The sequence below is a fragment of the Alteriqipengyuania abyssalis genome, assembly GCF_019857185.1.
GTDB classification, from domain to species: domain Bacteria; phylum Pseudomonadota; class Alphaproteobacteria; order Sphingomonadales; family Sphingomonadaceae; genus Alteriqipengyuania; species Alteriqipengyuania abyssalis.
Genome location: NZ_JAHWXP010000001.1, coordinates 965,866 through 987,607 on the forward strand (window position 1 = coordinate 965,866; position 21,742 = coordinate 987,607).

Annotated in this window: 22 protein-coding genes; 12 read left to right on the plus strand and 10 right to left on the minus strand. The window is 66.0% G+C overall.

From position 1 onward, the window contains the following. Positions 1 to 5: 5 nt before the first annotated feature. Positions 6 to 2,300 (minus strand): DNA topoisomerase IV subunit A, encoded by a 2,295-nt coding sequence (gene parC, locus KYN89_RS04855; RefSeq protein ID WP_222824033.1) that lies wholly within the window; start codon positions 2,298 to 2,300, stop codon positions 6 to 8. A 104-nt stretch (positions 2,301 to 2,404) separates the two neighbouring features. Between parC and KYN89_RS04860 the strand changes: the two genes are divergently transcribed. Together KYN89_RS04860 and KYN89_RS04865 are read left to right on the plus strand one after the other, a co-directional pair. Further along, positions 2,405 to 2,950 (plus strand): type 1 glutamine amidotransferase domain-containing protein, encoded by a 546-nt coding sequence (locus tag KYN89_RS04860; protein WP_222824034.1) that lies wholly within the window; start codon positions 2,405 to 2,407, stop codon positions 2,948 to 2,950. Between the two features lie 139 nt (positions 2,951 to 3,089). Next, on the plus strand, positions 3,090 to 3,983 hold the full coding sequence (locus tag KYN89_RS04865; protein WP_222824035.1) for a DUF4349 domain-containing protein: 894 nt from the start codon (positions 3,090 to 3,092) through the stop codon (positions 3,981 to 3,983). Here KYN89_RS04865 and KYN89_RS04870 read toward each other — a convergent pair. The 3 genes from KYN89_RS04870 to KYN89_RS04880 form a co-directional block, all read right to left on the minus strand. Further along, positions 3,980 to 4,309 carry a 2Fe-2S iron-sulfur cluster-binding protein gene (locus KYN89_RS04870; protein WP_222824036.1) on the minus strand — a complete coding sequence of 110 codons (330 nt, stop codon included), beginning with the start codon at positions 4,307 to 4,309 and terminating at the stop codon, positions 3,980 to 3,982. The genes KYN89_RS04865 and KYN89_RS04870 overlap by 4 nt on opposite strands. Continuing rightward, a complete protein-coding gene (locus KYN89_RS04875) occupies positions 4,306 to 5,391 on the minus strand; it encodes a cysteine desulfurase family protein (protein WP_222824037.1) in 1,086 nt (361 codons plus the stop codon). Before KYN89_RS04875 ends, KYN89_RS04870 begins: the two co-directional genes overlap by 4 nt. A gap of 119 nt (positions 5,392 to 5,510) precedes the next feature. Beyond that, positions 5,511 to 6,584, minus strand: coding sequence for a cysteine desulfurase family protein (locus tag KYN89_RS04880; RefSeq protein WP_222824038.1), 1,074 nt, complete (start codon positions 6,582 to 6,584; stop codon positions 5,511 to 5,513). Positions 6,585 to 6,705: 121 nt separating this feature from the next. Here KYN89_RS04880 and KYN89_RS04885 point away from each other — a divergent pair, with 121 nt between their 5' ends. Together KYN89_RS04885 and KYN89_RS04890 are read left to right on the plus strand one after the other, a co-directional pair. After that, positions 6,706 to 7,362, plus strand: a complete 657-nt coding sequence (locus KYN89_RS04885) for an alpha/beta hydrolase (protein WP_222824039.1) — start codon at positions 6,706 to 6,708, stop codon at positions 7,360 to 7,362. A 200-nt stretch (positions 7,363 to 7,562) separates the two neighbouring features. Continuing rightward, positions 7,563 to 8,249 carry an energy transducer TonB gene (locus KYN89_RS04890; protein ID WP_222824040.1) on the plus strand — a complete coding sequence of 229 codons (687 nt, stop codon included), beginning with the start codon at positions 7,563 to 7,565 and terminating at the stop codon, positions 8,247 to 8,249. Positions 8,250 to 8,261: 12 nt separating this feature from the next. On the opposite strand, the gene KYN89_RS04895 is transcribed toward KYN89_RS04890, so the two are convergent. Then, positions 8,262 to 8,474, minus strand: coding sequence for a hypothetical protein (locus KYN89_RS04895; RefSeq protein ID WP_222824041.1), 213 nt, complete (start codon positions 8,472 to 8,474; stop codon positions 8,262 to 8,264). 61 nt (positions 8,475 to 8,535) lie between these two features. On the opposite strand from KYN89_RS04895, the gene KYN89_RS04900 reads away from it, so the two are divergent. After that, positions 8,536 to 10,365, plus strand: coding sequence for a DUF885 domain-containing protein (locus KYN89_RS04900; RefSeq protein WP_222824042.1), 1,830 nt, complete (start codon positions 8,536 to 8,538; stop codon positions 10,363 to 10,365). A 25-nt stretch (positions 10,366 to 10,390) separates the two neighbouring features. Next, complete coding sequence (locus KYN89_RS04905; RefSeq protein ID WP_222824043.1) at positions 10,391 to 12,031, plus strand: FAD-dependent oxidoreductase; 1,641 nt, start codon at positions 10,391 to 10,393, stop codon at positions 12,029 to 12,031. Here the strand turns inward: KYN89_RS04905 and KYN89_RS04910 are convergent. The 4 genes from KYN89_RS04910 to KYN89_RS04925 all read right to left on the minus strand — a co-directional run bounded on the left by KYN89_RS04910 (position 12,028) and on the right by KYN89_RS04925 (position 15,426). Continuing rightward, the gene (locus KYN89_RS04910) at positions 12,028 to 12,885 is read right to left on the minus strand and encodes a glutaminyl-peptide cyclotransferase (protein WP_222824044.1); all 858 of its coding nucleotides are present in this window, start codon (positions 12,883 to 12,885) and stop codon (positions 12,028 to 12,030) included. The genes KYN89_RS04905 and KYN89_RS04910 overlap by 4 nt on opposite strands. Positions 12,886 to 12,955: 70 nt before the next feature. Further along, positions 12,956 to 13,318, minus strand: coding sequence for a hypothetical protein (locus KYN89_RS04915; protein WP_222824045.1), 363 nt, complete (start codon positions 13,316 to 13,318; stop codon positions 12,956 to 12,958). Positions 13,319 to 13,375: 57 nt separating this feature from the next. Further along, a complete protein-coding gene (locus KYN89_RS04920; protein WP_054524763.1) occupies positions 13,376 to 13,600 on the minus strand; it encodes a hypothetical protein in 225 nt (74 codons plus the stop codon). 209 nt (positions 13,601 to 13,809) lie between these two features. Next, positions 13,810 to 15,426 carry a phosphoenolpyruvate carboxykinase gene (locus KYN89_RS04925; RefSeq protein WP_222824046.1) on the minus strand — a complete coding sequence of 539 codons (1,617 nt, stop codon included), beginning with the start codon at positions 15,424 to 15,426 and terminating at the stop codon, positions 13,810 to 13,812. A 255-nt stretch (positions 15,427 to 15,681) separates the two neighbouring features. Here KYN89_RS04925 and KYN89_RS04930 point away from each other — a divergent pair, with 255 nt between their 5' ends. The 6 genes from KYN89_RS04930 (at position 15,682) to KYN89_RS04955 (ending at position 20,668) form a co-directional block, all read left to right on the plus strand. Next, positions 15,682 to 16,467, plus strand: a complete 786-nt coding sequence (locus KYN89_RS04930) for a response regulator transcription factor (RefSeq protein ID WP_248284972.1) — start codon at positions 15,682 to 15,684, stop codon at positions 16,465 to 16,467. 20 nt (positions 16,468 to 16,487) lie between these two features. Continuing rightward, positions 16,488 to 18,077 (plus strand): stimulus-sensing domain-containing protein, encoded by a 1,590-nt coding sequence (locus KYN89_RS04935; protein ID WP_222824047.1) that lies wholly within the window; start codon positions 16,488 to 16,490, stop codon positions 18,075 to 18,077. Between the two features lie 91 nt (positions 18,078 to 18,168). Next, the gene (rapZ, locus tag KYN89_RS04940; protein WP_222824048.1) at positions 18,169 to 19,068 is read left to right on the plus strand and encodes an RNase adapter RapZ; all 900 of its coding nucleotides are present in this window, start codon (positions 18,169 to 18,171) and stop codon (positions 19,066 to 19,068) included. A gap of 61 nt (positions 19,069 to 19,129) precedes the next feature. After that, complete coding sequence (locus KYN89_RS04945) at positions 19,130 to 19,558, plus strand: PTS sugar transporter subunit IIA (protein WP_010238710.1); 429 nt, start codon at positions 19,130 to 19,132, stop codon at positions 19,556 to 19,558. Continuing rightward, positions 19,555 to 19,833, plus strand: a complete 279-nt coding sequence (locus KYN89_RS04950) for an HPr family phosphocarrier protein (RefSeq protein ID WP_222824049.1) — start codon at positions 19,555 to 19,557, stop codon at positions 19,831 to 19,833. Before KYN89_RS04945 ends, KYN89_RS04950 begins: the two co-directional genes overlap by 4 nt. A gap of 31 nt (positions 19,834 to 19,864) precedes the next feature. Continuing rightward, the gene (locus KYN89_RS04955; protein WP_222824050.1) at positions 19,865 to 20,668 is read left to right on the plus strand and encodes a TrmH family RNA methyltransferase; all 804 of its coding nucleotides are present in this window, start codon (positions 19,865 to 19,867) and stop codon (positions 20,666 to 20,668) included. Between the two features lie 313 nt (positions 20,669 to 20,981). On the opposite strand, the gene KYN89_RS04960 is transcribed toward KYN89_RS04955, so the two are convergent. Then, entirely contained in the window at positions 20,982 to 21,674 is a 693-nt protein-coding gene (locus KYN89_RS04960; protein ID WP_222824051.1) for a hypothetical protein, read from the minus strand. Positions 21,675 to 21,742 lie beyond the last annotated feature (68 nt).

A 21,742-nucleotide genomic window follows, 5' to 3' on the forward strand; every position in this document is an offset into this window, starting at 1 on the left:
TTGGCTTAGAAGCGGTTATCCCGCGGGAAGCCCTGCGGCGGCATGCGGCCTGCGCCGCCGCGCGCGACCTTCCATTGCCACATCTCCATTTCGGTGCGGGTGCGCTCGCCCGTCCCGCCCATCTGCCAGCTGAGGCCTTCCTCCAGCCGGAAGGTGGTGACGTCGGCCATCCCGCCATCGCGGTAGCGTTGCAGCTGGACGCCCTGCCCGCGGCTCATCTCGGGCATTTCCTCCAGGTTGAACACCACCAGCTTGCGGTTGTCGCCCACGACCGCGACGTGATCGTGCCCCTCGCCGATATGCGCCACCCGGGCGAGCTTGGCGTCGCCCTTCAGCGTCATCACCGCGCGGCCCTTGCGCGTCTCGGCGAGCAGATCGTCCGACTTGATGACGAAGCCCTTGCCCAGCGTGCTCGCCAGCAGCAGCCGCTCACCGGGCTTGTGTGCCCAAGCAGAGACGATGTGCGCGCCATTGTCGATGTCGACCATCGTGCGCACCGGCTCGCCGAAACCGCGCGCGCCGGGCAGCTTGTCCGCGCCCAGCGTGTAGAAGCGCCCGTCGTCGGTCGCGATCAGCAGCTTGTCGGTGGTCTGCGCATGGAAGGCGAAGGCGAGTTCGTCACCTTCTTTGAACTTCCATTCCTGCGACAGGTCTGCATGCCCCTTCGCCGCACGGATCCAGCCGCGCGCGGAGAGGATCACCGTGGTCGGTTCCTTCTCGATCATCGCGTCCATGCTGAATTCAACCGTCGGCTCCGCCTCGTCGATGGTGGTGCGGCGCGCGCCCAGCGCGGTATCCTTGCCGTATTCCTTGCGCAAGGCATTGAGATCGCGCTTCAGCCGCGTGCGCTGGCGCGCCGGGCTGTCGAGCAGCTTCTGAAGCTCGTCCTGCTCCTTAAGCAGGTCGTCCTTCTCCTGCCGCAGCTGCATTTCCTCGAGCTTGCGCAAACTGCGCAGCCGCATGTTGAGGATCGCTTCGGTCTGCCGGTCGGTCAGGCCGAATTCGGCCATCATCACGGGCTTTGGCTCGTCCTCGGTGCGGATGATCTCGATCACCCGGTCGAGGTTGAGGAAGGCGATGATATAGCCTTCGAGCAGTTCCAGCCGGTCCGCGATCTTGGCCAGCCGGTGGCGGGTGCGGCGCTGGAGAATGTCGATCTGGCTCGCGATCCAGTTCTGCAGCAGCTCCTTGAGGCCCATCACCATCGGCGTGCGCGTCGCATCGAGCACGTTCATGTTCAGGCCGAAGCGCGTTTCCAGATCGGTCAGGCGGTAGAGCGATTCTTTCAGCAGCTCCGGATCGACATTGCGGCTGCGCGGGACGAGCACGATGCGGATCTGCTCGTCGCTTTCGTCGCGCACGTCCTCGAGGATCGGCACCTTCTTGTCGGCGATGACCTGCGCGATCTGCTCGATCAGCTTGCCCTTGGGCACCTGATACGGGATTTCGCTGATGATCAGCTGCCACTGTCCGCCGCCCAGCCGCTCGATCCCCGCATCGCGGTCGGCAGCGTTCTCGGCCTCGGCGGCATGGAAGCGCGCGCGGATGCGGAAGCTCCCGCGCCCGGTCTCGTAGGCCGCGCTGATGGTTTCCGGGCTGTCCACGATAAGCCCGCCCGTCGCCAAGTCAGGCCCCTGCACCAGCTGCATCAGCTCGGCATGCTCGACCGCCGGGTTCTCGATGACTTCCAGCGTCGCCTCGATCACCTCGTCGACATTGTGCGACGGGATGTTGGTCGCCATGCCCACCGCGATCCCGCTGGCCCCGTTGGCGAGCAGGTTCGGGAACAGGCCGGGGAAGATGACCGGCTCTTCTTCCTCGTTATTGTAGGTCGGCACGAAATCGACCGTGCCCTCGTCCAGCCCCGCCATCAGGCTGATCGCGGTCTTGGTCAGGCGCGCTTCGGTGTAGCGGGCGGCGGCGGCGTTATCGCCGTCGATATTGCCGAAGTTTCCCTGCCCCTCGACCAGCGGATATCGCAGCGCGAATGGCTGCGCGAGACGAACCATCGCGTCGTACACGGCCGTGTCGCCATGCGGGTGGTACTTGCCCAGCACCTCGCCGACCACGCGGGCGGACTTCTTGTAAGCGCTGTCAGGCGAGAGGCGCAGCTGGCGCATCGCCCACAGCAGGCGGCGGTGGACCGGCTTCAGCCCGTCGCGCAGATCGGGCAGCGAGCGTGCGGTGATCGTCGACAGCGCATAGACGAGATAGCGCTCGGACAGCGCGGTCTCGAACGGCGCATCGACGATTGCAGCGGGGGAATCGGGCTCCGCGGGGCCCTGATCTTTGGAAGCCATCGGCTCGCCCTACCACCGGCTCGCCCTGGCCAGAAGCGCGGAACGCAAAGCTTTCCCCGCCCGTTTAGCCCGTGAAAGCACAATTGATACGAAAGGACTTCATCATGGCCAAACGCGTTATGATTCTCGCCACCAACGGCTTCGAACAGTCGGAACTCTTCGACCCCAAGAAGAACCTCGAAGATGCCGGCATCGAAACCGAACTGGTCAGCCTGGAATCCGGTGAAATCAAGGCCTGGGACAAGGACGACTGGGGCAAGACGATCACAGTCGACAAGACCGTGGACGACGTTGCCAACTGCGAAGGCTACGACGCCCTCCTTCTTCCCGGCGGCCAGATCAACCCCGACCTGCTGCGCGTGAACGACCGCGCGGTCGCCATCGTCCGCGAGTTCAACGCTGCGGGCAAGCCGATTGCAGCGATCTGCCACGCGCCGTGGATGCTGATCGAAGCGGGCCTGGTCGAAGGCAAGACGCTGACCAGCTACCACTCGATCCGCACCGACATGAAGAATGCGGGCGCGAACGTGGTCGATCAGGAAGTCGCCGAGGACGGCAACCTCATCACCAGCCGCAATCCGGACGACATCCCCGCCTTCTCGGACCGCCTGATCAGCCGCGTGCTGGAGAAGGTGCCCGAAAACGCCTAAGCTTCTGAGAAGCTGATAAAACCCGGGCCCGGTCGCAGAGATGCGGCCGGGCTTTTTGCTACGCGCTTGCCAATATGGCGAGAATGAGGCACGATTGTGGCCACAATGTGATGGCCACATTGGAATGGGGAGAGAACTGATGGCCTTTCGTTCTTCGCTGCTTCTCGTGTCCGCCGCCGCCCTCGCGCTGGCCGCGTGTTCCGACAATTCCGCCTCAGAGACGACCGAAGCCGTCACCACGATGGATGTCGCCGAAGCGGACGCGATGGAGGCACCGTTGGCGGAAAGCGCTGCGGGCGAGGCGATCTCCACGCCGGACATCCCCGCCGCCGCTCCCAAGATCGCCTATGTCTATTCCTACGGATTCCGGGTGGAGCGCGACGCGATCGCACCCCTGCAGGAACGCCATGCCGACATGTGCGCCAATCTCGGCCCGCTGACCTGTCAGGTCCGCTCGATGAGCCAGAGCGGGGCCGACGATGATTACGGCTATGGTGAGCTCGAACTTTCCGTCGCGGCGGACAAGGCGCGCGATTTCGGGCGCAAGCTGGCCGGTGCGGTCGAGGCCGAAGGCGGCGAGCAGGTCTCCTCCACCATCGAGGGAGAGGATCTGTCGAAACAGATCGTCGACACCGAAGCGCGCCTGCGCAGCCGCGAAGTGCTGCGCGACAGGCTGATGGAAGTGCTGCGCACCCGCAAAGGCAGCGTGCAGGAACTGGTCGAGGCCGAACGCGGCGTCGCGCAGGTCAATGAAGAGATCGACCAGGCGCGCAGCTGGCTGCAGGAAATGCGCGGCCGGGTGGCCTATTCGCGGATCACCGTGACCTACCAGAGCCAGGGCGCAGGCCCGGGCAGCTTCGTCGAGCCGATCCGCAGGGCGGTAAGCTCGATCGGGCCGGTCGCGGGCAATGTGATCGGGGGGCTGATCCTGCTGCTGACGATCTTCGCGCCGCTCGGCCTGATCGGTTACGGCCTGTGGCGGCTATTCCGCTGGTTGCGGCGGCGCGAGGAAAGCACCGCCAGCAAGGACTAACGCCCGCTCATATCGTGCGCATCGGCCGGGATGGTGACTTCCAGCCCGTCGAACGCATCGGTCAGCGTGATCTGGCACGAGAGGCGGCTCGTCGGGCGCACGCCATAGGCGAGGTCGAGCATGTCTTCCTCGTCCTCGCTCGCTTCGGGCAGCTGGGCGAACCATTCCTTCGCGACCAGCACGTGGCAGGTGGAACAGGCCATCTGCCCCTCGCAGGTGCCCTCCAGCGGCATGCCTGCCGCCTGCGCGACGCGCAGCAGCACGTCGCCCGCCTGCGCCTCGGCCTCGACCCGTTCGCCGTTCGACTTGATGAAGGTGACTTTCATCTTTGCGAGGATGCCGCTTCGAGGATGATCGAGCAAGCGCGCTGCATATCCTCGCGCGTGGTATAGCGTCCCCAGCCCAGCCGGATCGAGGATTTCGCCTGCGCATCGCTCAGCCCGATGGCGCGCAGCACGTGGCTCGTCCGGCCCGACCCGCTGGCGCAGGCCGACCCGGCGGAGAACATGACTTCGCGGCATTCGCTCATCAGCCGGGCGACGTCGAGGCCGTCCTTCCGGATGTTGAGATTGCCGTGCCACCGCTGCTCCGCACTGCCGTTGAGCGTCCAGCCGGAGAAGGCGTCGCGGGCGATCTGCCATAGGCTTTCGATGTGCGCCGCGTCCTCTTGCTGCCGCTCCACCGCGAGCGCCGCGGCCGCGCCGAACCCCGCGCACAAAGCAGGCGAGAGCGTGCCCGAGCGCAGGCCCTGCTCCTGCCCGCCACCCTCGACATGCGGGATCAGCGACAGGCCATCGCGCACCCACAGCGCACCGATCCCCTTGGGCCCGTGCAGCTTGTGCGCGCTGACGGCGATCATGTCGGCCTGTTGCGGTAGCGCGATCTTTCCCGCCGCCTGCACGCCGTCGACCAGCAGCAGCGCGCCGGTTTCCTTGGCTCGTTTCGCCATCTCGGCGATGGGCTGGATCGTGCCGATCTCGTTATTGACCTGCATCATCGCGAGCAGGCCGACATATCTGGGCATGTCGACGTCGGGTGCGATCACGCCATCCGCGCCGACCGGCAGTTCGGTCCAGTTGCCAATCGCCTTGACCGTATCGATCACCGCCGCGTGCTCGATCGCGCTGAAGGCGATGTGCTCGCCCGAGCGGACCGCCGCATTGCCCCGGATCGCGAGGTTGAGCGCTTCTGTGGCGCTGCCGGTAAAGATCACCTGACCACCGGGGGGAAAGAGCTTAGCCACCTGCTCGCGCGCCACCTGGACCGCTGCGGCTGCCATCCGACCCATGCGGTGCGGGCTGTGCGGATTACCGAAGGTGTCGGAATCGGGCCCGCCGAGCCACGCGAGCATCGCGTCGCGCGCTTCAGGCGCGAGCGGGGTGGTGGCCTGGTAGTCGAGGTAGATCATGCTGTTGCTCTTATCCTTCCCGCTACGTCGCCCCGGACTTGATCCGGGGCAAGGCTTTCTTCGGTTGCGACGGAAAAGAAAGCGGGACCCCGGATCAAGTCCGGGGTGACGGTGGGGTTTTAGGTGAGGCTGCGCCAGGCCTCCGCAAACGCATCCAGTTCCTCCGGCGTCGAGCTCCACCCCATGCTGACCCGGATCGTGCGCGCGGCGACATCATCGGGCACACCGAACGCATCGAGCACGCGGCTTTTCTTGAGCGTGCCCGAGGAACACGCGCTGCCTGCGGAGACGGCAAAGCCCATCGAGTCGAGGCGGATCAGCTGGGCTTGGGCGGACATGGTTGGGTGGGCGACGGCGATGATGTGAGAGCAGTGCATGCCCATCCGCAGAACTTCACCCTGTCGGAACAGCTCGTTCTTGAAGTCGAATTGCTGCTCGACTGTCGTAGCCCAATTCTCGATATCTCCTGCCTCTAGCGCAGCTGCCATGCCGAGAATATCGGGCAGGTTCTCGGTCCCCCGCCGATATCCGCGTTCGTGACCACCGCTCGGCTTGAGCATCGCGAAGTCGCGCACCAGCAGCGCGCCAACGCCGATCGGTCCACCGAACTTGTGGGCCGAGACGATGGCCATATCGCAATCGGGCAGCGGCATTTTCCCGGCGCTCTGTGCGCAATCGACAAGCAGCAGCCCTCCGTGGTCGCGAACCACTTCGGCTATCGCCTCGATGTTCTGGATCGTCCCGGTTTCCGAATTGACGTGCTGAACAGCCACGAGAGAACGATTTTCTTTTCCTTCAACGATGGACGACGGCTCAATGAGCTTGGTGAGGACCTCCAGATCGAGCTCGCCCTCATCGCTTACGGGGATCGAGGGAACGTCACGGCCTCCGACAAAGCCGTAAATGGCATCATGCTCGACCGCGCTGACGGCTTCATTGATCACAGCGGCATGATCGAAAGCGAGCAATGCACTCTCGCTCGCTCCGCTGGTAAAGATTACCTCGCCTTCCCAAGCCAGCGCTGCCTTCACCCGTGCGCGGGCATCCTCCAGCGCCTGCTTGGCACGGCGCCCCTCGGCGTGGGGAGACGAAGGATTGGCCCAGAGCGCAAACCCCTCCTCCATCGCGGCCTTTGCCTCGGGGCGGAGCGGCGAGGTGGCGGCGTGGTCGAGATAGATGCGGGGGCGCGCCATCAGATGCGCGAAGTAATTGCGAAATGCGGCATAAAGCCTATATAGCCGCGCACCCGGCGCGCGCCACCGCCCAATAGGCAGACGCGTGCGCCAGCCCAGCTATTTCCGGATCACAGCACCCATGCCCACCGTCATCTTCCCCGGCCCCGAAGGCCGCCTCGAAGGCCGTTTCTCGCCCCCGCCGCGCCCGCGTGCGCCGGTCGCGCTGATCCTCCACCCGCACCCGCAGGGCGGCGGCACGATGAACGAGCGCAATACGCAGGCCCTCTACAAGACCTTCGTCGATCGCGGCTTCGCGACTTTGCGTTTCAATTTCCGCGGCGTGGGCCGCAGCCAGGGCAGCTTCGACAACGGCATCGGCGAATTGTCCGACGCGGCCAGCGCGCTCGACTGGATCCAGTCGATCCACGAGGAAGCGCAGGTCACTTGGGTGGCTGGCGTATCCTTCGGCGCGCTGATCGGCATGCAGCTGCTGATGCGCCGCCCGGAAATTCGCGGCTTTATCTCGGTCGGTGCGCCGGCGAGCATGTACGACTTCAGCTTCCTCGCGCCGTGCCCCGCCAGCGGCATCTTCGTCCACGGCGCGGCCGATACGGTGGTGCCCCCGCCTGCGGTCACCAAGCTGGTCGAGAAGCTGCGGACGCAGAAGCACATCACCATCCACCACGAGGAAATCCCGCGTGCGAACCATTTCTTCGAGAAGGAGCACGACGAGATGATGGGTGCGGTGAACAACTACCTCGACTTCCGGCTCGATCCCTCCTGCCCGATCCGCTGATCGCGCAGGCCTGAGGGCCGGCCCGACACGGTTAATCGCCAATCGCCTCCCCCTGCGCGCGGCCCCCGCGGGGCGGCAGGTCGTGTCGCAATTCGATCCTGATTTGAAACGTTATACCATCTAGCGCCCGTTAATAGTCATAGTGTATCATCTCTTTGAAGGCGGCCCGAAGCTGCCCGGAAAAAACAGGAGAGATGTCCATGGCTTACACCTATGCCAACCAGACGCAGAACCGGCTCCCCGCCATTCTGGGTGTGGCCGGAGTGCACGCCGGGATCGGCGCGCTGCTGATCTACGGCCTCGCATCGGGCGAGTTCGAGAAGATCGTTCAGCCGCCGCTCGAAGGCGGCCAGATCGAGCTGCCGCCACCCCCGCCGCCGCCCGAGCCGGTCGACCAGCCGCAGGTCGAAACCCCGCCTTCGGCACGCGATGTGGTCGCACCCAAGCCGCCCTTGGATGTCTCGACCAATCCGCCGCGCGTCGACACCAGCGGCATCATCCTGCCGCCTGCGCCGCCGCAGCCTTTGCCGCTGCCCAGCGTTACCCCCACGCTCGCGCCGCCGCCCCCGCCCAGCCCCGCGCCCAGCTTCGACCCGATGCCGGCGCGGCCCGCGAACAATGCGGGCAGCTGGGTAACGCAGAGCGATTATCGCAGCAGCTGGATCTCGCGCGATTACGCGGGCACGGTCGGCTTTAGGCTGAATGTCGGCGCGAGTGGCCGGGTGGAAGGCTGCTCGGTCACGCAATCTTCCGGCGTCGCCGCGCTGGACGAGGCGACCTGCCAGCTGGTCACCCGCCGGGCACGGTTCGATCCGGCCAAGAACGGCCAGGGCCGCGCGGTTGCGGGCAGCTATAACGGCGCGGTGCGCTGGCAGCTGCCCGACTGATAGACGCGCCGCCTACCCTCCGATTCCCTCGGCCGTCGCGGTGTCCACCGGCGCCCGGCCCTGGGAATCGGGGATGGTCCAGATCGCCACGTTGAGCAGCGCAACCAGCGCGGCGACCACCATCAGCCCCGCCTGCTTGCGAAAGCCGCGGCGGAACAGGATGAACGCGCCAGCAATCAGGGCGAATGCGGCGAGGACCAGCAGCGAGAGTACGAGGTTGAGCATCCCCCTTCCCTAGCGCCACAGCGATTGACGGGGAAGCGGCACGGTTCCATCGTCCGCCGCCATGACAAACTTCACCCTCACCCGCCGCCAGACCCTCGCCGGGCTCACCGCCACCACCGCCCTGACGCTGGGTGGCTGCGCCGCCAGCCGCACCGGCCCTTCACTGCGATCCATGACCCTCGCACCCGACGAATGGCTCGACGACGTTTCCTACGGCATGCTGAAATATGAGCCGGAGCGGGCGACCAGCCTGGGCGTGGATACCGGCGATTACGCCGAATGGCGCGGGATGCTGGAAGATCAGTCGATCGCCGGGCAGCGCGAATATGGCGCCTATCTGCGCTGGGTCGTCGGCCAGATGGAAGGCCTCGACGAAAGCGGCCTTACGCCCGACCAGCAGACCAGTTTCGAAGTCGTGCGCAGCGCTTTTTCGACCGCCGCCGAAGGGTTCGACCAGCCCTATGGCGATGTCGCAGTCGGCAGCTGGCGCAACGCGCCTTACGTCGTGATCCAGAATGTCGGGACATACCTCGACATGCCGCGCTTCATGGATTCCTCGCAGCCGCTCGCAGACGAAGCCGACACCGGATATTATCTCGACCGGCTCGCCAGCGTGGATACCGCGCTTAACGGTGAGCTGGAGCGGCTGGAAAAGGCGCGCAGCCTCGGCGTGATCCCGCCCGACTTCCTGCTCGACAAGGCGATCGCCGCGATGGAAGCGAGCATCGAGTCGGCGCCTTCGGACTATGTCGGTCCGCTCGAAAAAGCGCCCGAGGCGATCCGCGCCTCCGCGATGACGACCGCCCGACGTGTGACCGAGCAAAGAATCGTCCCCGCGCTCCAGCGCCAGCTCGCCGAACTGAAGACCGAGCGCGCGCGGGCCAAGTCCAACGCGGGCATGTGGGCGCAGCCCGGCGGGCCGGACTGGTACGCTTGGGCGCTCAAGGCCAGCACCACGACGACGCTCTCGCCCGACGAAATTCACGAACAGGGGCTGCAGGAGCTCGAAGCGCTGCACGCGCGGATGGACCCGATCCTGCGCGACATCGGCTATGACAGCGGCACGGTGGGCGAGCGGATGCAGGCTCTCAGCAGCGACAAGCGCTACCAGTTTGCCGAGGGCGATCCGGGCCGCAAGCAGATCATGGACTTCATCCATGATCGGATCGACTGGATCACCGCGCAGATGCCGCGCGCCTTCAACGAGCTGGTCGAGCCCAATGTCGAGGTGCGCCGCCTGCCGCTCGCCGAAGAACCCGGCGCACCCGGTGCCTATGGCGGCGCGGGTAGCAAGGACGGATCGATCCCCGCACGCATGTGGATCAATCTGCGCACCACGGACCTCCATCGCAAATACGACCTCGCCGACCTCACCTATCACGAGTCCATTCCCGGTCATGCGTGGGAAGGCACCTTCTCCAACCGCCTGCCGCTGATCCGCTCCATCCTGGCGTTCAACGCCTTCTCCGAAGGCTGGGCTTTGTATGCGGAGCAGTTGGCCGACGAGCTCGGCGCCTACGACGATTTCCAGGTCGGTCGTCTCGGCTACCTGCAATCCCTCGCCTTCCGCGCCTGCCGCCTGGTGGTCGACACCGGGCTGCACCACAAGCGCTGGACCCGCGAACAGGGCCGCCAGTTCTTCGTCGAGCGCAATGGAAGCAAGGCGGAGGAAGTGGCGAGCGAGGTCGACCGCTATTGCAGCTGGCCGGGCCAGGCCTGCGGCTACAAGATCGGTCATTCGCAGATCGTGCGCCAGCGCGAGCGCGCGAAGCGCGAAATGGGTGACGCCTATGATTTCAAGGGCTTCAACACGGCGGTAATCCTCGGCGGCAATTCCCCGCTGGACGTCGTGGAAAAGACCGTCACACGCTATATATCCACCGCCGGATAGCGGCGCATGACAGGAACCGGGCGCGATGGAAACTTTCGGAGACGATCTCGAAACCATGCGCCGGGTTCCGCTGGCGGATGAGCATGTCGCGGCGATCTGCGAGATCGGGCGCGAATGCAGCTATGCGGCGGGCGAAATGGTCGCCGAGCTTGGCTCGCCGATGGACCGCTTCGTCTATGTGATCGAGGGCGAGATCGAAGTCGTCGATCCGTATAGCGGGGAGCGGATGCTGCCCTCCACGCTCGGGCCGACGCAGTTCATGGGCGAAATCGCCTTCCTCAACGGCGGCACCAACATGCTGGGGATGCGCGCCGCGAAGCCGACGCGCACGATCGAGGCTCCGCGCGATGCCATGCTGGAGCTGATGGCGCGGGTGCCCGAGCTCTCCGACCATATCATCACCGTGTTCTCCGCCCGCAGGCGGCGCCAGTTCGAGCAGAGCAACAGCGGGATCAAGCTGATCGGCGCGGACCGCGATCCGCGCATCCAGCAATGCGAGCGCTTCCTCAGCCGCAACCGCATTCCCTTCCAGAGCTACGACCTCGACAGCAGTGACACCGAAGCCAGCCGGTTGTGCAGCCTGGTCGATCACGAGCCGGCTGTGATCCTCGGCAAGGATCGCCCGCTCGACGACCCGAGCCCGCGTGCCCTCGCGCAGGCGCTCAACCTCGATCTGGCGATCGGGGAGGGTGAAACGGTCGACCTGTTGATCGTCGGTGCGGGGCCGTCGGGTGTCGCAGCGGCTGTGTATGCCGGGGCCGAAGGGATGAGCGCGCTGGTGGTGGAGGATACCGCAATCGGCGGGCAGGCCGGGACCAGCAGCCGGATCGAGAACTACATGGGCTTCCCCACCGGGATCAGCGGATCGGACCTGATCTATCGCGGGCAGATTCAGGCACTGAAATTCGGCACCCGCTTCGCCATGCCGCGCCGGGTCGAGGCGCTGGAGGAGATGCCAGACGGCACCTTCTGCGCCACGCTCGACCATGGCGAGCGGCTGTGCGCCCGCGCGGTGCTGGTCGCCACCGGCGTGCAATATCGCCGCCTCCCGATCAATCGGCTGGAAGAGCTGGAGGGCGCTGGCGTATTCTACGCCGCGACAGAGATGGAGGCGCGCTTCTGCCGCAATACCGAAGTCGTGGTGGTCGGCGGAGGCAATTCCGCCGGGCAGGCGGCGATGTACCTCTCGCGCGCGGCCAAGTGCGTGCACGTGGTGGTGCGCGGCACCTCGCTCGCGGCGTCGATGTCGGACTACCTATCGCGCAGGCTGGAGGCCGATACCCGGGTGCAGCTGCATTACGAGACCACGGTTTCGCAGCTGCACGGGGCGGATCATCTCGACGCGATCACGCTCGACACCCCCGACGGGCAGCGGCGGATCGAATCGCGCGCGCTGTTCATCATGATCGGCGCAGCCCCCAATACCGACTGGCTCGCCGAACATATTGATCTGGACGAGCGGGGTTTCGTGCTGACGGGGGAAAAGGTCGGCCGCGACTCGCCCTACGAGACTTCCAAGCCCGGCATCTTCGCGGTCGGCGATGTCCGCGCAGGATCGGTCAAGCGGGTGGCCAGCGGGGTCGGCGAAGGGTCGGTCGTTGTCAGCCGCATCTGGGCGCATGTAGACCAGCTGCGCCGCGCGGAGGCGATCGGCGCCGCGGCCTAGCCGCCGGTGGCGCTGGCGTCCGGCTCGGCCTCGCGCGGGACCAGCCGCACCTCGAACATGGTCGGCCACAGCTTGCCGGTGACGAACCAGCGACCGCTCGCCGGATCATGCGCGATCCCGTTGAGCACCGCGCCGTTCCGGACCGCGCCGTTCTGCGCCGCATCGACCTCCGCCACCAGCGGGCTCAGGTCGACGATCCGGCGGATCGTGCCATCCGCCGGGTCGATCCCGACGATCACCTGACTGTACCACTGGTTGGCCCAGATCAGCCCGTCGGCCGCCTCAAGCTCGTTCAAGCGGGCGATCGGTCTGCCATCCAGCGTCACCTCCACCTCACGCTCGACCGCGTAGGTTTCGGGGTCGAGAAAGCGCAGCGTCGCACTGCCGTCGGATGCGACCAGCATGCTGTCCACCGCGGTCAGGCCCCAGCCTTCGAACGGAAATGGATCGCTGCGCACCGGCTCCAGCGTGTCGAGCGACCAGCGGTGGATCACCCGGTCCATCCAGGTGAGGCTGACCAGCTCGTCACCCCACAGTGCCATGCCTTCACCGAACTGATCCGCCGGGATCGCCTGCGCGGCGAGCACGTCGCCCGTTGCCAGATCGACCTTGCGGATCTGCGATTGGCCTTCCAGCCCGGTGCTCTCGTAAAGCTGCCCGTCGTGCCACAGCAGGCCTTGGGTAAAGGCGGCCGGATCGTGCGGATAGCGTGCGACGATCTCGGCATCGTAGATCGTTGCCGAGGGTGCGGGTCCGGGTTCGGCCTGGGTCTCGCCTGCCTGCTGTGCATGCACGGGCAGCGGCGCGAGAAAGGCCGCGGCCAGAGGAAGCGCGAGAGTGGAAATGCGTTTCATCATCGCGCCGGAAATGGCGCCAGTGAACCTGACCCGCGGCTGAAGCATGCAGGCCTTTGCGCCGTGCCGGTCACCTTTTGCCGAAAAACTTGCCTGCCATCCCGGTGATATCGTCGATCACGTCGCCATCGCCGTCCCTGTCGAGCATCTGGAGAATGCTCGCCGCTTGCGGATGCTCCTGCAACTGGCGGGCATATTCGCCCAGCGAGCCTTCACCGCCGATTTGCTGGACGATCTGGCTGAGGATGCCGGTATCCATCCCGGTCTTGGCGGCTGCCAGATCGACCGTATCACCGGGCTTGGTGTGCGCCTGACTGAGCGCCGCGATCGCCTTTTCCGCCATCGCCGGATCGATGCCGAGCTTGTCGGCCAGGTTCACCACATCATCCGGCGCGCCGCCGGTGCTTTTGAGAATGGAATCGAACAGGCTCATCAACGGCTCCTTCGTTCAGCAATGCGAACAGTGTGCTAGCGCGGCTAGATGTCGAATTTAGGGCCGCGAAGTGTGCGATGGCCTGCTGATGATCCAGAAACCCTTGTCGGCGCGGGATCGCTTTACCCGGCACAGCGGCTCGGCATCGGCGGAGATGTCGATCTCGCGCCCGTCGATCGTCTCCGCGAGCCAGAACACGAATGCCCCGTCGCCCTTCTCGTACTCGCGGGTTTCCTCCGCGTGAGTATCATCCGCAGCAAAGCGGAGGCGGTAACGGGTCATTGTGCGCAGGCCTTTCGCCACATCGTCGGTCTCGCGATTTGCGTGGGAGATGTAACGGACTACGCCGGTCGGCAGTCTTAAGAACCCAAACTAACTTCCAGTAATTTCATCGGTTTTCACGCCTATGCAGTTGGAAAAATCAGGGCCCCGCTCCGGCTTTCACCGTGCGGGGCCCCTCCTCTCCAACCGGGAAAGTCGTGTGCCTGCGGTCAGGCGACCTGGCGGGCGGGCTGCGGCGCCGCGTCGCGCACGCCCTGGTCGACATGCGCGGCGAAGGGCTGGAAATTGTTGACGAACAGCTGGACCAGCTTTTCCGCGGTCGCGTCGTATTCGTCCTTGTCGGCCCAGGTCGAACGCGGGTCGAGGATCGTCTGGTCGATGCCTTTTTCGGCCAGCGCAGGCACGCTCACCGGAACATCGAAGCCGAAATTGGCGTCCTTGCGATACTCGACGTCATCCAGCTTGCCCTCGAGCGCGGCATTGAGCAGCGCGCGGGTCGCTTTGATCGGCATCCGCGAGCCGACGCCGTACTTGCCGCCGGTCCAGCCGGTGTTGAGCAGCCAGCACTGGACCTCGCCCTTGGCGATCCGTTCCTTGAGCAGGTTGCCGTACACGCTCGGGTGGCGCGGCATGAAGGGCGCGCCGAAGCAGGTGGAGAAGGTCGCTTCCGGCTCGGTCACGCCGATTTCGGTGCCCGCGACCTTGGCGGTGTAGCCCGACAGGAAGTGGTACATTGCCTGATCGGGTGTCAGCCGCGCGATCGGAGGCAGCACGCCGAACGCGTCGGCGGTCAGCATGATCACGTTGCTCGGCACCGGGCCGAGGTTCTTCTCGCTGGTATTGGGGATCGAGCTCAGCGGATAAGCGCCGCGCGTGTTCTCGGCGAGCGAGTTGTCGTCGAGGTCGATCTCGCCGTTCTCGTCCATCACCACGTTTTCGAGGACGGTGCCCTCCATCTGCGTGGTGGCGAAAATCTCGGGCTCCGCCTCAGGGTTGAGGCGGATCATCTTGGCGTAGCAGCCGCCTTCGAAGTTGAAGACCGCATCGTCCGACCAGCCATGCTCGTCATCGCCGATCAGCGTGCGGCTGGCATCGGCGGACAGCGTCGTCTTGCCGGTGCCGGACAGGCCGAAGAACACCGCGGTCTTGCCGTCGGGGCCGATATTGGCCGAACAGTGCATCGGCATCACGCCCTTGGGCGGGAGCAGGTAGTTGAGCACGCCGAACACGCTCTTCTTCATCTCGCCCGCATATTTCGTGCCGCCGATCAGGATCAGCTTTTCCGAAAGGTTGACCGCGATCACGGTTTCGCTGCGGCAGCCGTGGCGTGCGGGGTCGGCCTTGAAGCTGGGCAGGTCGATGATGGTGTATTCGGGTACGAAGTCGGCCAGTTCCTCGGCGGTCGGGCGGACCAGCAGCGTGCGGATGAACTGGTTGTGCCAGGCGAGTTCGTTGATCACCCGCACATTCACCCGATACTCGGGCTGCGAACCGCCGAACAGGTCAGCGACATATAGCGCGTCCTTGTCGCCCAGCGCGGCGAAGAAATCTTCCTTCAGCGCGGCGAAGTGATCGGGCGTCATCGACGCATTGTTGTCCCACCACACGGTGCTCTCGGTCTCACCGTCGCGGACGATGAACTTGTCCTTCGCGCTGCGTCCGGTGTGCTTGCCGGTCTCGACCACCAGCGGCCCGTGCTTGGCCTTGCGTCCCTCGCCATTGGTCAGCGCATGCTCGGTCAGCTGCGCGGAATCGAGGTTGGCGTGGATGGTGGCACTGGTCGTGATACCCTGGTCGGCAAGGGTGTGGGACAAAGCTGCGGGCACGGCGGCCGTTCTCCTGAATGATACAATGATCGCGCGGCTGGCGGATCGCCGTCAAACCGGGCCGTCAAACCGGACGACTGCAGTCGATGCATACGAATGCAGGGTCTGGACGAGAATGCGCATAATCCCGCTTGCCCGACTCGTCAAACCGGGCGTCCGCGCATCATCAATCGGTGCACCATCGCCTGCCGGTGCGTTGTGGATAGAGCGCACACACGCTATTTCCGGCGCAAGAAGAGGAAACTGGTGCCCGGCATGGACCCGCAGACACATCCCCGCGAAACCCACAGCGGCGCATCCGCCCCCGCCACCGCGGCCGGAGGGCGTCGGGTCGTCGCGCTGGTCGACGATGATCGCAATATCCTGACCACGGTCTCGATCGCGTTGCAGGCCGAAGGGTTCGAGACGCGCGTCTATTCCGATGGCGAGACTGCGCTGCGCGCGCTGACCGACAATCCCCCCGACCTTGCCGTGTTCGACATCAAGATGCCGCGCATGGACGGGATGGAACTGCTCGCCAAGCTGCGCGAACGATCCGCCCTCCCCGTCATTTTCCTGACCAGCAAGGATGACGAGCGGGACGAGGAAGCCGGTTTCCAGATGGGCGCGGATGATTACATCTCCAAACCCTTCTCGCTGCGCCTGCTGGTTGCCCGCATCCGCGCGATCCTGCGCCGCAGCGGGCTGGAAGACGCCGCGCCGGAAGGCAGCGCCGACAGCCGGCTGAGCGAGGCGCGCGCCAGCTTCACCCGCGGGCGGCTGACGATGGACCCCGCACGCCATCAGGTGACCTGGGACGGCAAGCCGGTCTCGCTCACCGTGACCGAGTTCCTCCTGCTCGAAGCGCTCGCCCACCGTCCCGGCGTCATCAAGAGCCGCAACCAGCTGATGGATGCCGCATACCCGGACGACGTCTTCGTCGACGACCGGACGGTGGACAGCCATATCAAGCGGATGCGGAGGAAATTCCGCCAGGTCGATTCGAGCTTCGGCGCGATCGAGACGCTGTACGGGGCCGGTTACAGCTTCAGCGATGGCTGATTTGCCCAACGCTGGTGCCCATGGCTGACCGGGTCCGCGTGCGCCGCATCCCGCGCCCGCTGGAAGGCGGCGGCGTGTTCTCGCGCCTGTCGCTCACCGCGCGCATCCTCGCGGTCAACATCCTCCCCCTGCTGCTGCTGGGCGGCGGGATCGTCTATCTCGATTCCTACCGCGCCCAGCTGCTCGACGAGCGCTACAAGCTCGCCCGGATCGAGGCGCAGATTACCGCCGAAGCGCTGGCTGGGGCGACCCGCGCCCGGCAGGACGCTCTGCTGCTGCAGATCGGCAAGGAACAGGACATGCGGCTGCGCCTGTTCGATCCCGAGGGCAAGCTGATCGCCGACAGTTTCGAACTGGGCGAGCCGACCTTCACCCTCGACGATCCCACCGACGACCCGTTCGAACTGCGCTTCGCCCGCTTCCTCGACCAGATCGTGGACACGATGGTCAGCGCGCAGCCGGTGCCCCGCTATAACGAGCCCGAATCGAACAATGCCGATTCCTGGCCCGAGCTGCAGCGCGCCCGCGAACTCGGCATCTCGCAGATCGAGCTGCGTCAGGCGGCGGACCGTACACCCGTGATCACCGCAGCGGCCCCGGTGGGGCTGCAGGGCACCACGCTGCTGACCACCCGCAACGCGGTCGACATTACCGAATCGGTCCGCCGGGCACGCTCCACCCTGGGCACGGGCGTGTTCGTGACGCTGGCGGCATCGATTTTGCTCTCCCTGTTCCTCGCGCGGACGATCGTGACGCCGCTGCAAACCCTCTCCAAGGCGGCCCAGCGCGTGCGGCTGGGGCGCGAGCGCGAGGTGCAGGTGCCGCGCCTGCCCGACCGGCGCGACGAGATCGGCATGCTCGCCCGCGCGGTCGCCGATATGACCGACGCGCTGCGCCACCGGATCGACGCGGTCGAGCATTTCGCCGCCGACGTCGCGCACGAGATCAAGAACCCGCTCGCCAGCTTGCGCAGCGCGACCGAATCGCTCGGCACGGTGGAAGACCCTGCCCTGCGCGCCCAGCTGCTCGACATCGCGATCCACGACGTGCGCCGGATCGATCGGCTGGTCACCGAGATTTCCGACGCCAGCCGGATCGATGCCGAAATGTCGCGCGCGACCTTCTCCATAGTCGATCTGACCGTGCTGGTCGGCAATATCATCGAACGGCGGCGCAATCGCGGGCTCGACCAGGGGTGCGAGATCGCGTTCGAACATCCTCGCGGCAGCGCCCGCGTGCTCGGCGTGCCCGAGCGGCTGGAACGGGTGGTCGACAATCTGGTCGACAACGCGGTCTCCTTCTCGCCCGCAGGCGGCACGATCCGGATCGTGATTGCGCGGCAGGACGGCACGTTGTCGCTGATGGTGATGGATTCTGGCCCCGGCATCCCGCCCGAGGCGCGCGACAAGATTTTCGAGCGATTTCATTCGGATCGGCCCGAAAAAGAAGATTTCGGCCACCACAGCGGCCTGGGCCTCGCGATCGCGCGGACCATTGCCGAAGCGCACGAGGGAACGATGCGCGCAACCGACCGGCCCGATGGTGAACCGGGCGCGTGCCTGGTCCTGACGCTCCCCGTCGCACCGGCGGATGACTTGCCGACTGGCTAGGTGCGCGCATTAGGCCTTATCCCGCGCTATAATACGCGTTAGGCGGAAGGCCCGCGCCAGGTGGCGCCCCGCAACGGACACAGTAGCGCGCATGAGCGAACCGCAGAAACTGATGCTGGTCACCGGAATGTCCGGCGCGGGCAAGACGACGACCCTGCGCGTGCTGGAGGATCTCGGCTGGGAAGCGGTCGACAACTTCCCCGTCCGCCTGCTGCGCCCGCTGGTGCGCGAAGTGCTCGCCGGGGAAGACCGCGTGCCGCTGGCGATCGGGTTCGACACACGCACCCGCGGATTCGAGCCGCAAACCGTCATCTCAATCGTCAAGAGCCTGCAGGAACGCGAGGATCTGGCCCTTTCCACCCTGTTCATCGATTGCCGCAGTTCCGAGCTCGAGCGCCGCTACAACGAGACGCGTCGGCGCCATCCGCTGGCCAATGGCCGCACCGCACTCGACGGCATTCTCGCCGAGCGCGACCTGCTCGAACCCCTGCGCCGCTGGGCCGACATGTTGATCGACACCAGCCAGCTGGCGACCAACGAGCTGCAACAGTTCGTCCGCCAGAACTTCGGCACCGACGGCGCGCCGCAAATCGCGGTGACCGTGTCCAGCTTCGGCTTCGCCCGGGGGATGCCGCCGCTGGCCGATCTGGTGTTCGACATGCGCTTCCTCGACAATCCGCACTGGGTCGAGGATCTGCGCGAGCAGACCGGGCTGGACGAGGATGTCGCGAACTTCCTCCACCAGACCGACGGATTCGAGGACAACTTCACCCGCATCCGCGAGCTGCTGATGGACCTGCTGCCGCGCTACGGCGCGCAGGGCAAAAGCTATGTCCACATCGCATTCGGCTGCACCGGGGGACGTCACCGGTCGGTCTATACGGCGGAGCGGATGGCCGCTGCGCTGCGCGATGCGGGCTATTCGCCCACGATCAGCCACCGCAATCTGGCAAGCCGGGCGACCGATACTGTGGAAATGCAGACCGCATGAGGCACCCCGGCGTTCTCGTTGGGCCTTGCCTTGGGCGTGTGTGCTTATAGACACGGGCACCATGATTGGCCTTATCCTGGTGACGCATGGACAGCTCGCGCGCGAATTCGTGGCAGCGATGGAGCATGTCGTCGGCCCGCAGGACGCGATCTCCTCGGTCTGCATCGGTCCACAGGACGATGCCGAGGAATGCCGCGCCCAGATTCGCGACCAGATCGGCGAGGTCGATCGCGGTGAAGGCGTGATCATCCTGACCGACCTGTTCGGCGGAACGCCCTCCAACCTCGCGATCTCGCTACTCGAGGAAGGGCGCGTCGAGGTCATCGCGGGGATCAACCTGCCGATGCTGATCCGGCTGGCGCGGGCGCGCGAGGCGATGCCGGTGGCAGAGGCGGTGCGCGCGGCACGCGATGCGGGCCGCAACTACATCACCATCGCTTCGGAATTCCTCGCCCGGCCGAGCGACGAGATCAAGGCGGCGGGCAAATGAGCGAGCTGCGCAAGACCATCACCATCGTCAACCAGCGCGGCCTGCACGCGCGGGCCAGCGCCAAGCTGGTCGAGGTGACCACCCGCTGGCCCGAGGTGACCGAGATCCAGGTCGCCAAGGACGGGCGCGCGGTCGACGGGCGCTCCATCCTCGACCTGATGATGCTGGGCGCGGCGCGCGGCGACGAGATCGAGCTGATCGTCGCGGGCGAAGATGCCGAGGCGGCGATGGCCGAGATCGCCCAGCTGGTCGAAACCGGTTTCGGCGAAGAGTAGGCGCGCGCGCCTGCCTTCCCCCACATCCGTCATGCCCCGTCGCGAGATCACCAGCTATTCCAACCCCACGATCAAGGCGCTGCGTTCGCTGCGGGAGAAGAAGCACCGCCAGCGCGAACGGCGCTTCCTCGCCGAAGGGCTGCGCCTGCTGACCGATGCGCGCGAATCGGGCCGTGTGCCGGAAGTGCTGGTGATGGCCAGCAAGCGTGATCCCCATCCGCTGATCGACGCGCTCGAACACGCGGTGGAGGCGGCGGGCGGCGACGTGATCGAGACCACGCCCGACATCCTTTCCAAGATCACCGGCAAGGACAATCCGCAGGCGGTCGCGGGCGCGTTTGCCGAGTGGGATACCTCGCTCGACCGGATCGACCGAAACGCCGCGTCGATCTGGCTGGTCGCGCAGGCGCTGCGCGATCCCGGCAACCTCGGCACGATGCTGCGTACCGCCGATGCGGTGGGCGCAGGCGGACTGATCCTGATCGACGATTGCGCCGATCCCTTCGGCGTGGAGGCGGTGCGCGCCAGCATGGGCGCGATCTTCACGCAAAATCTGGCGCGCGCGCGGTGGGAGGAATTCCTGCCGTGGCTGCGTCAAGGATCGGGCCAGCTGGTCGCGGCCAGCTTGCGCGAGGCGGTGCCCTATCGCGGCGCGCCTTATGCGGGCCCGTGCTTTGTGATGGTCGGCAACGAATCACAGGGCCTGCCCGAAGCCTACGAGACGGCGTGCGACCTGCGCGTAACCATGCCGATGCGCGGGCGGGCGGACAGCCTGAATGCGGCGGTGGCAGCAGCGGTGCTGGCCTACGAGGTACTCGCCAGCCTCGAAGGATGACAGGGTGACACGTGTCACCCGGGTGTCACCCGGCAGGGGCGGCGACGTTCTCCAAGAGAAACAATGCCCTGCGGCGCGCGAATTGCGTCGGGGTGACAGATGCGCGTTTTAGGCGCGGCGGGGAAGCCAACGATTGCAAAGAACGATTGCGGTGTAGCCGATGCGTGAGATGTAGGAAATCCGCGCAGCCCCCTGCCACCCTCGTCATCCCGGGCTCGCCCCGGGATCCCGCTTCGACCCCCGGCAGCGCTTGAAGCAGCACCACCCCGGATCGGGGTTCAGGGTGACACTGGAGGTTGATCCCCGAGCCCGGTCAGTCGCCCGCGACGAAGGCGGTGATCGTCCACTTCCCGTCGATCCGGTTCACCGCGATCCGGTAGTCGACGATGCTGCGCAGCGCATGGTCGGCAATATAGCCCGCGGCACCATCCTGCGTGATCACGGCCTGATAGCCGGTCTGCTGGTCTGTCTCCTCGGGCCCGTCGACATACTGGTCGTCGTACCGGACCAGCGCCCAGTCCCAGCTGATCCGCTCGATCACGCGCGCGTCCTCGGCAGGGGCGAAGCGCAGCGGCACGTCGACCCCGGTGACGATCACGGTTTCGAACACCTCTCCGCCGAAGGTCTTGGTGAAATACCACGGGAAGGCAATGTAATCCGTGTCCTGCGCGCCATCCTCGCCGATACCGCAGCCCAGCTGCACCGCGCCGGCAAGGTCGCGCCAGCTGTTATAGGCCCCGGCATCGAGCCGCTTGCGCAGCTCCTCCACCCCCGAGCCACCACCGAAATCGAGCGTCACGTCCGGGTCGGTCAGAGCGATCAGCGCATCGGCATCGCGCAAGGTAATCGCGCGCTCCAGCCGCTGGAGAAACTCGGCATAGCCGGGCAGCCCGGTGCATTCGTCACGCGGCGCGAGCGGGCCGGGGCCCTCCTCCGAGCCCGCAGTCTGCGCGATGGCAGGCGCTGCGGCGAGGCCCACGGCAAGCAGTCCGGTCAAGATATTCATCGCCAACGCCCGCATAGAACCTCCGCAGCCACATCCCCAAGTCGTCCCGCGCCTGCCCGGGATCGGGC

Excerpts from the sequence above, each read along its gene's own strand:
- KYN89_RS04875 (WP_222824037.1), bottom strand. The coding sequence starts at position 5,391 with ATGATCTACCTCGACTACCAGGCCACCACCCCGCTCGCGCCTGAAGCG.
- KYN89_RS04880 (WP_222824038.1), bottom strand. The coding sequence starts at position 6,584 with ATGGCGCGCCCCCGCATCTATCTCGACCACGCCGCCACCTCGCCGCTC.
- KYN89_RS04920 (WP_054524763.1), bottom strand. The coding sequence starts at position 13,600 with ATGACCCGTTACCGCCTCCGCTTTGCTGCGGATGATACTCACGCGGAG.
- KYN89_RS04950 (WP_222824049.1), top strand. The coding sequence starts at position 19,555 with ATGAGCGAGCTGCGCAAGACCATCACCATCGTCAACCAGCGCGGCCTG.
- KYN89_RS04905 (WP_222824043.1), top strand. The coding sequence starts at position 10,391 with ATGGAAACTTTCGGAGACGATCTCGAAACCATGCGCCGGGTTCCGCTG.
- KYN89_RS04960 (WP_222824051.1), bottom strand. The coding sequence starts at position 21,674 with ATGAATATCTTGACCGGACTGCTTGCCGTGGGCCTCGCCGCAGCGCCT.
- KYN89_RS04865 (WP_222824035.1), top strand. The coding sequence starts at position 3,090 with ATGGCCTTTCGTTCTTCGCTGCTTCTCGTGTCCGCCGCCGCCCTCGCG.
- KYN89_RS04945 (WP_010238710.1), top strand. The coding sequence starts at position 19,130 with ATGATTGGCCTTATCCTGGTGACGCATGGACAGCTCGCGCGCGAATTC.
- KYN89_RS04915 (WP_222824045.1), bottom strand. The coding sequence starts at position 13,318 with ATGAGCCTGTTCGATTCCATTCTCAAAAGCACCGGCGGCGCGCCGGAT.
- KYN89_RS04895 (WP_222824041.1), bottom strand. The coding sequence starts at position 8,474 with ATGCTCAACCTCGTACTCTCGCTGCTGGTCCTCGCCGCATTCGCCCTG.
- rapZ (WP_222824048.1), top strand. The coding sequence starts at position 18,169 with ATGAGCGAACCGCAGAAACTGATGCTGGTCACCGGAATGTCCGGCGCG.
- KYN89_RS04935 (WP_222824047.1), top strand. The coding sequence starts at position 16,488 with ATGGCTGACCGGGTCCGCGTGCGCCGCATCCCGCGCCCGCTGGAAGGC.
- KYN89_RS04890 (WP_222824040.1), top strand. The coding sequence starts at position 7,563 with ATGGCTTACACCTATGCCAACCAGACGCAGAACCGGCTCCCCGCCATT.
- KYN89_RS04860 (WP_222824034.1), top strand. The coding sequence starts at position 2,405 with ATGGCCAAACGCGTTATGATTCTCGCCACCAACGGCTTCGAACAGTCG.
- KYN89_RS04885 (WP_222824039.1), top strand. The coding sequence starts at position 6,706 with ATGCCCACCGTCATCTTCCCCGGCCCCGAAGGCCGCCTCGAAGGCCGT.
- KYN89_RS04910 (WP_222824044.1), bottom strand. The coding sequence starts at position 12,885 with ATGAAACGCATTTCCACTCTCGCGCTTCCTCTGGCCGCGGCCTTTCTC.
- KYN89_RS04900 (WP_222824042.1), top strand. The coding sequence starts at position 8,536 with ATGACAAACTTCACCCTCACCCGCCGCCAGACCCTCGCCGGGCTCACC.
- KYN89_RS04955 (WP_222824050.1), top strand. The coding sequence starts at position 19,865 with ATGCCCCGTCGCGAGATCACCAGCTATTCCAACCCCACGATCAAGGCG.
- KYN89_RS04870 (WP_222824036.1), bottom strand. The coding sequence starts at position 4,309 with ATGAAAGTCACCTTCATCAAGTCGAACGGCGAACGGGTCGAGGCCGAG.
- KYN89_RS04930 (WP_248284972.1), top strand. The coding sequence starts at position 15,682 with ATGGACCCGCAGACACATCCCCGCGAAACCCACAGCGGCGCATCCGCC.
- parC (WP_222824033.1), bottom strand. The coding sequence starts at position 2,300 with ATGGCTTCCAAAGATCAGGGCCCCGCGGAGCCCGATTCCCCCGCTGCA.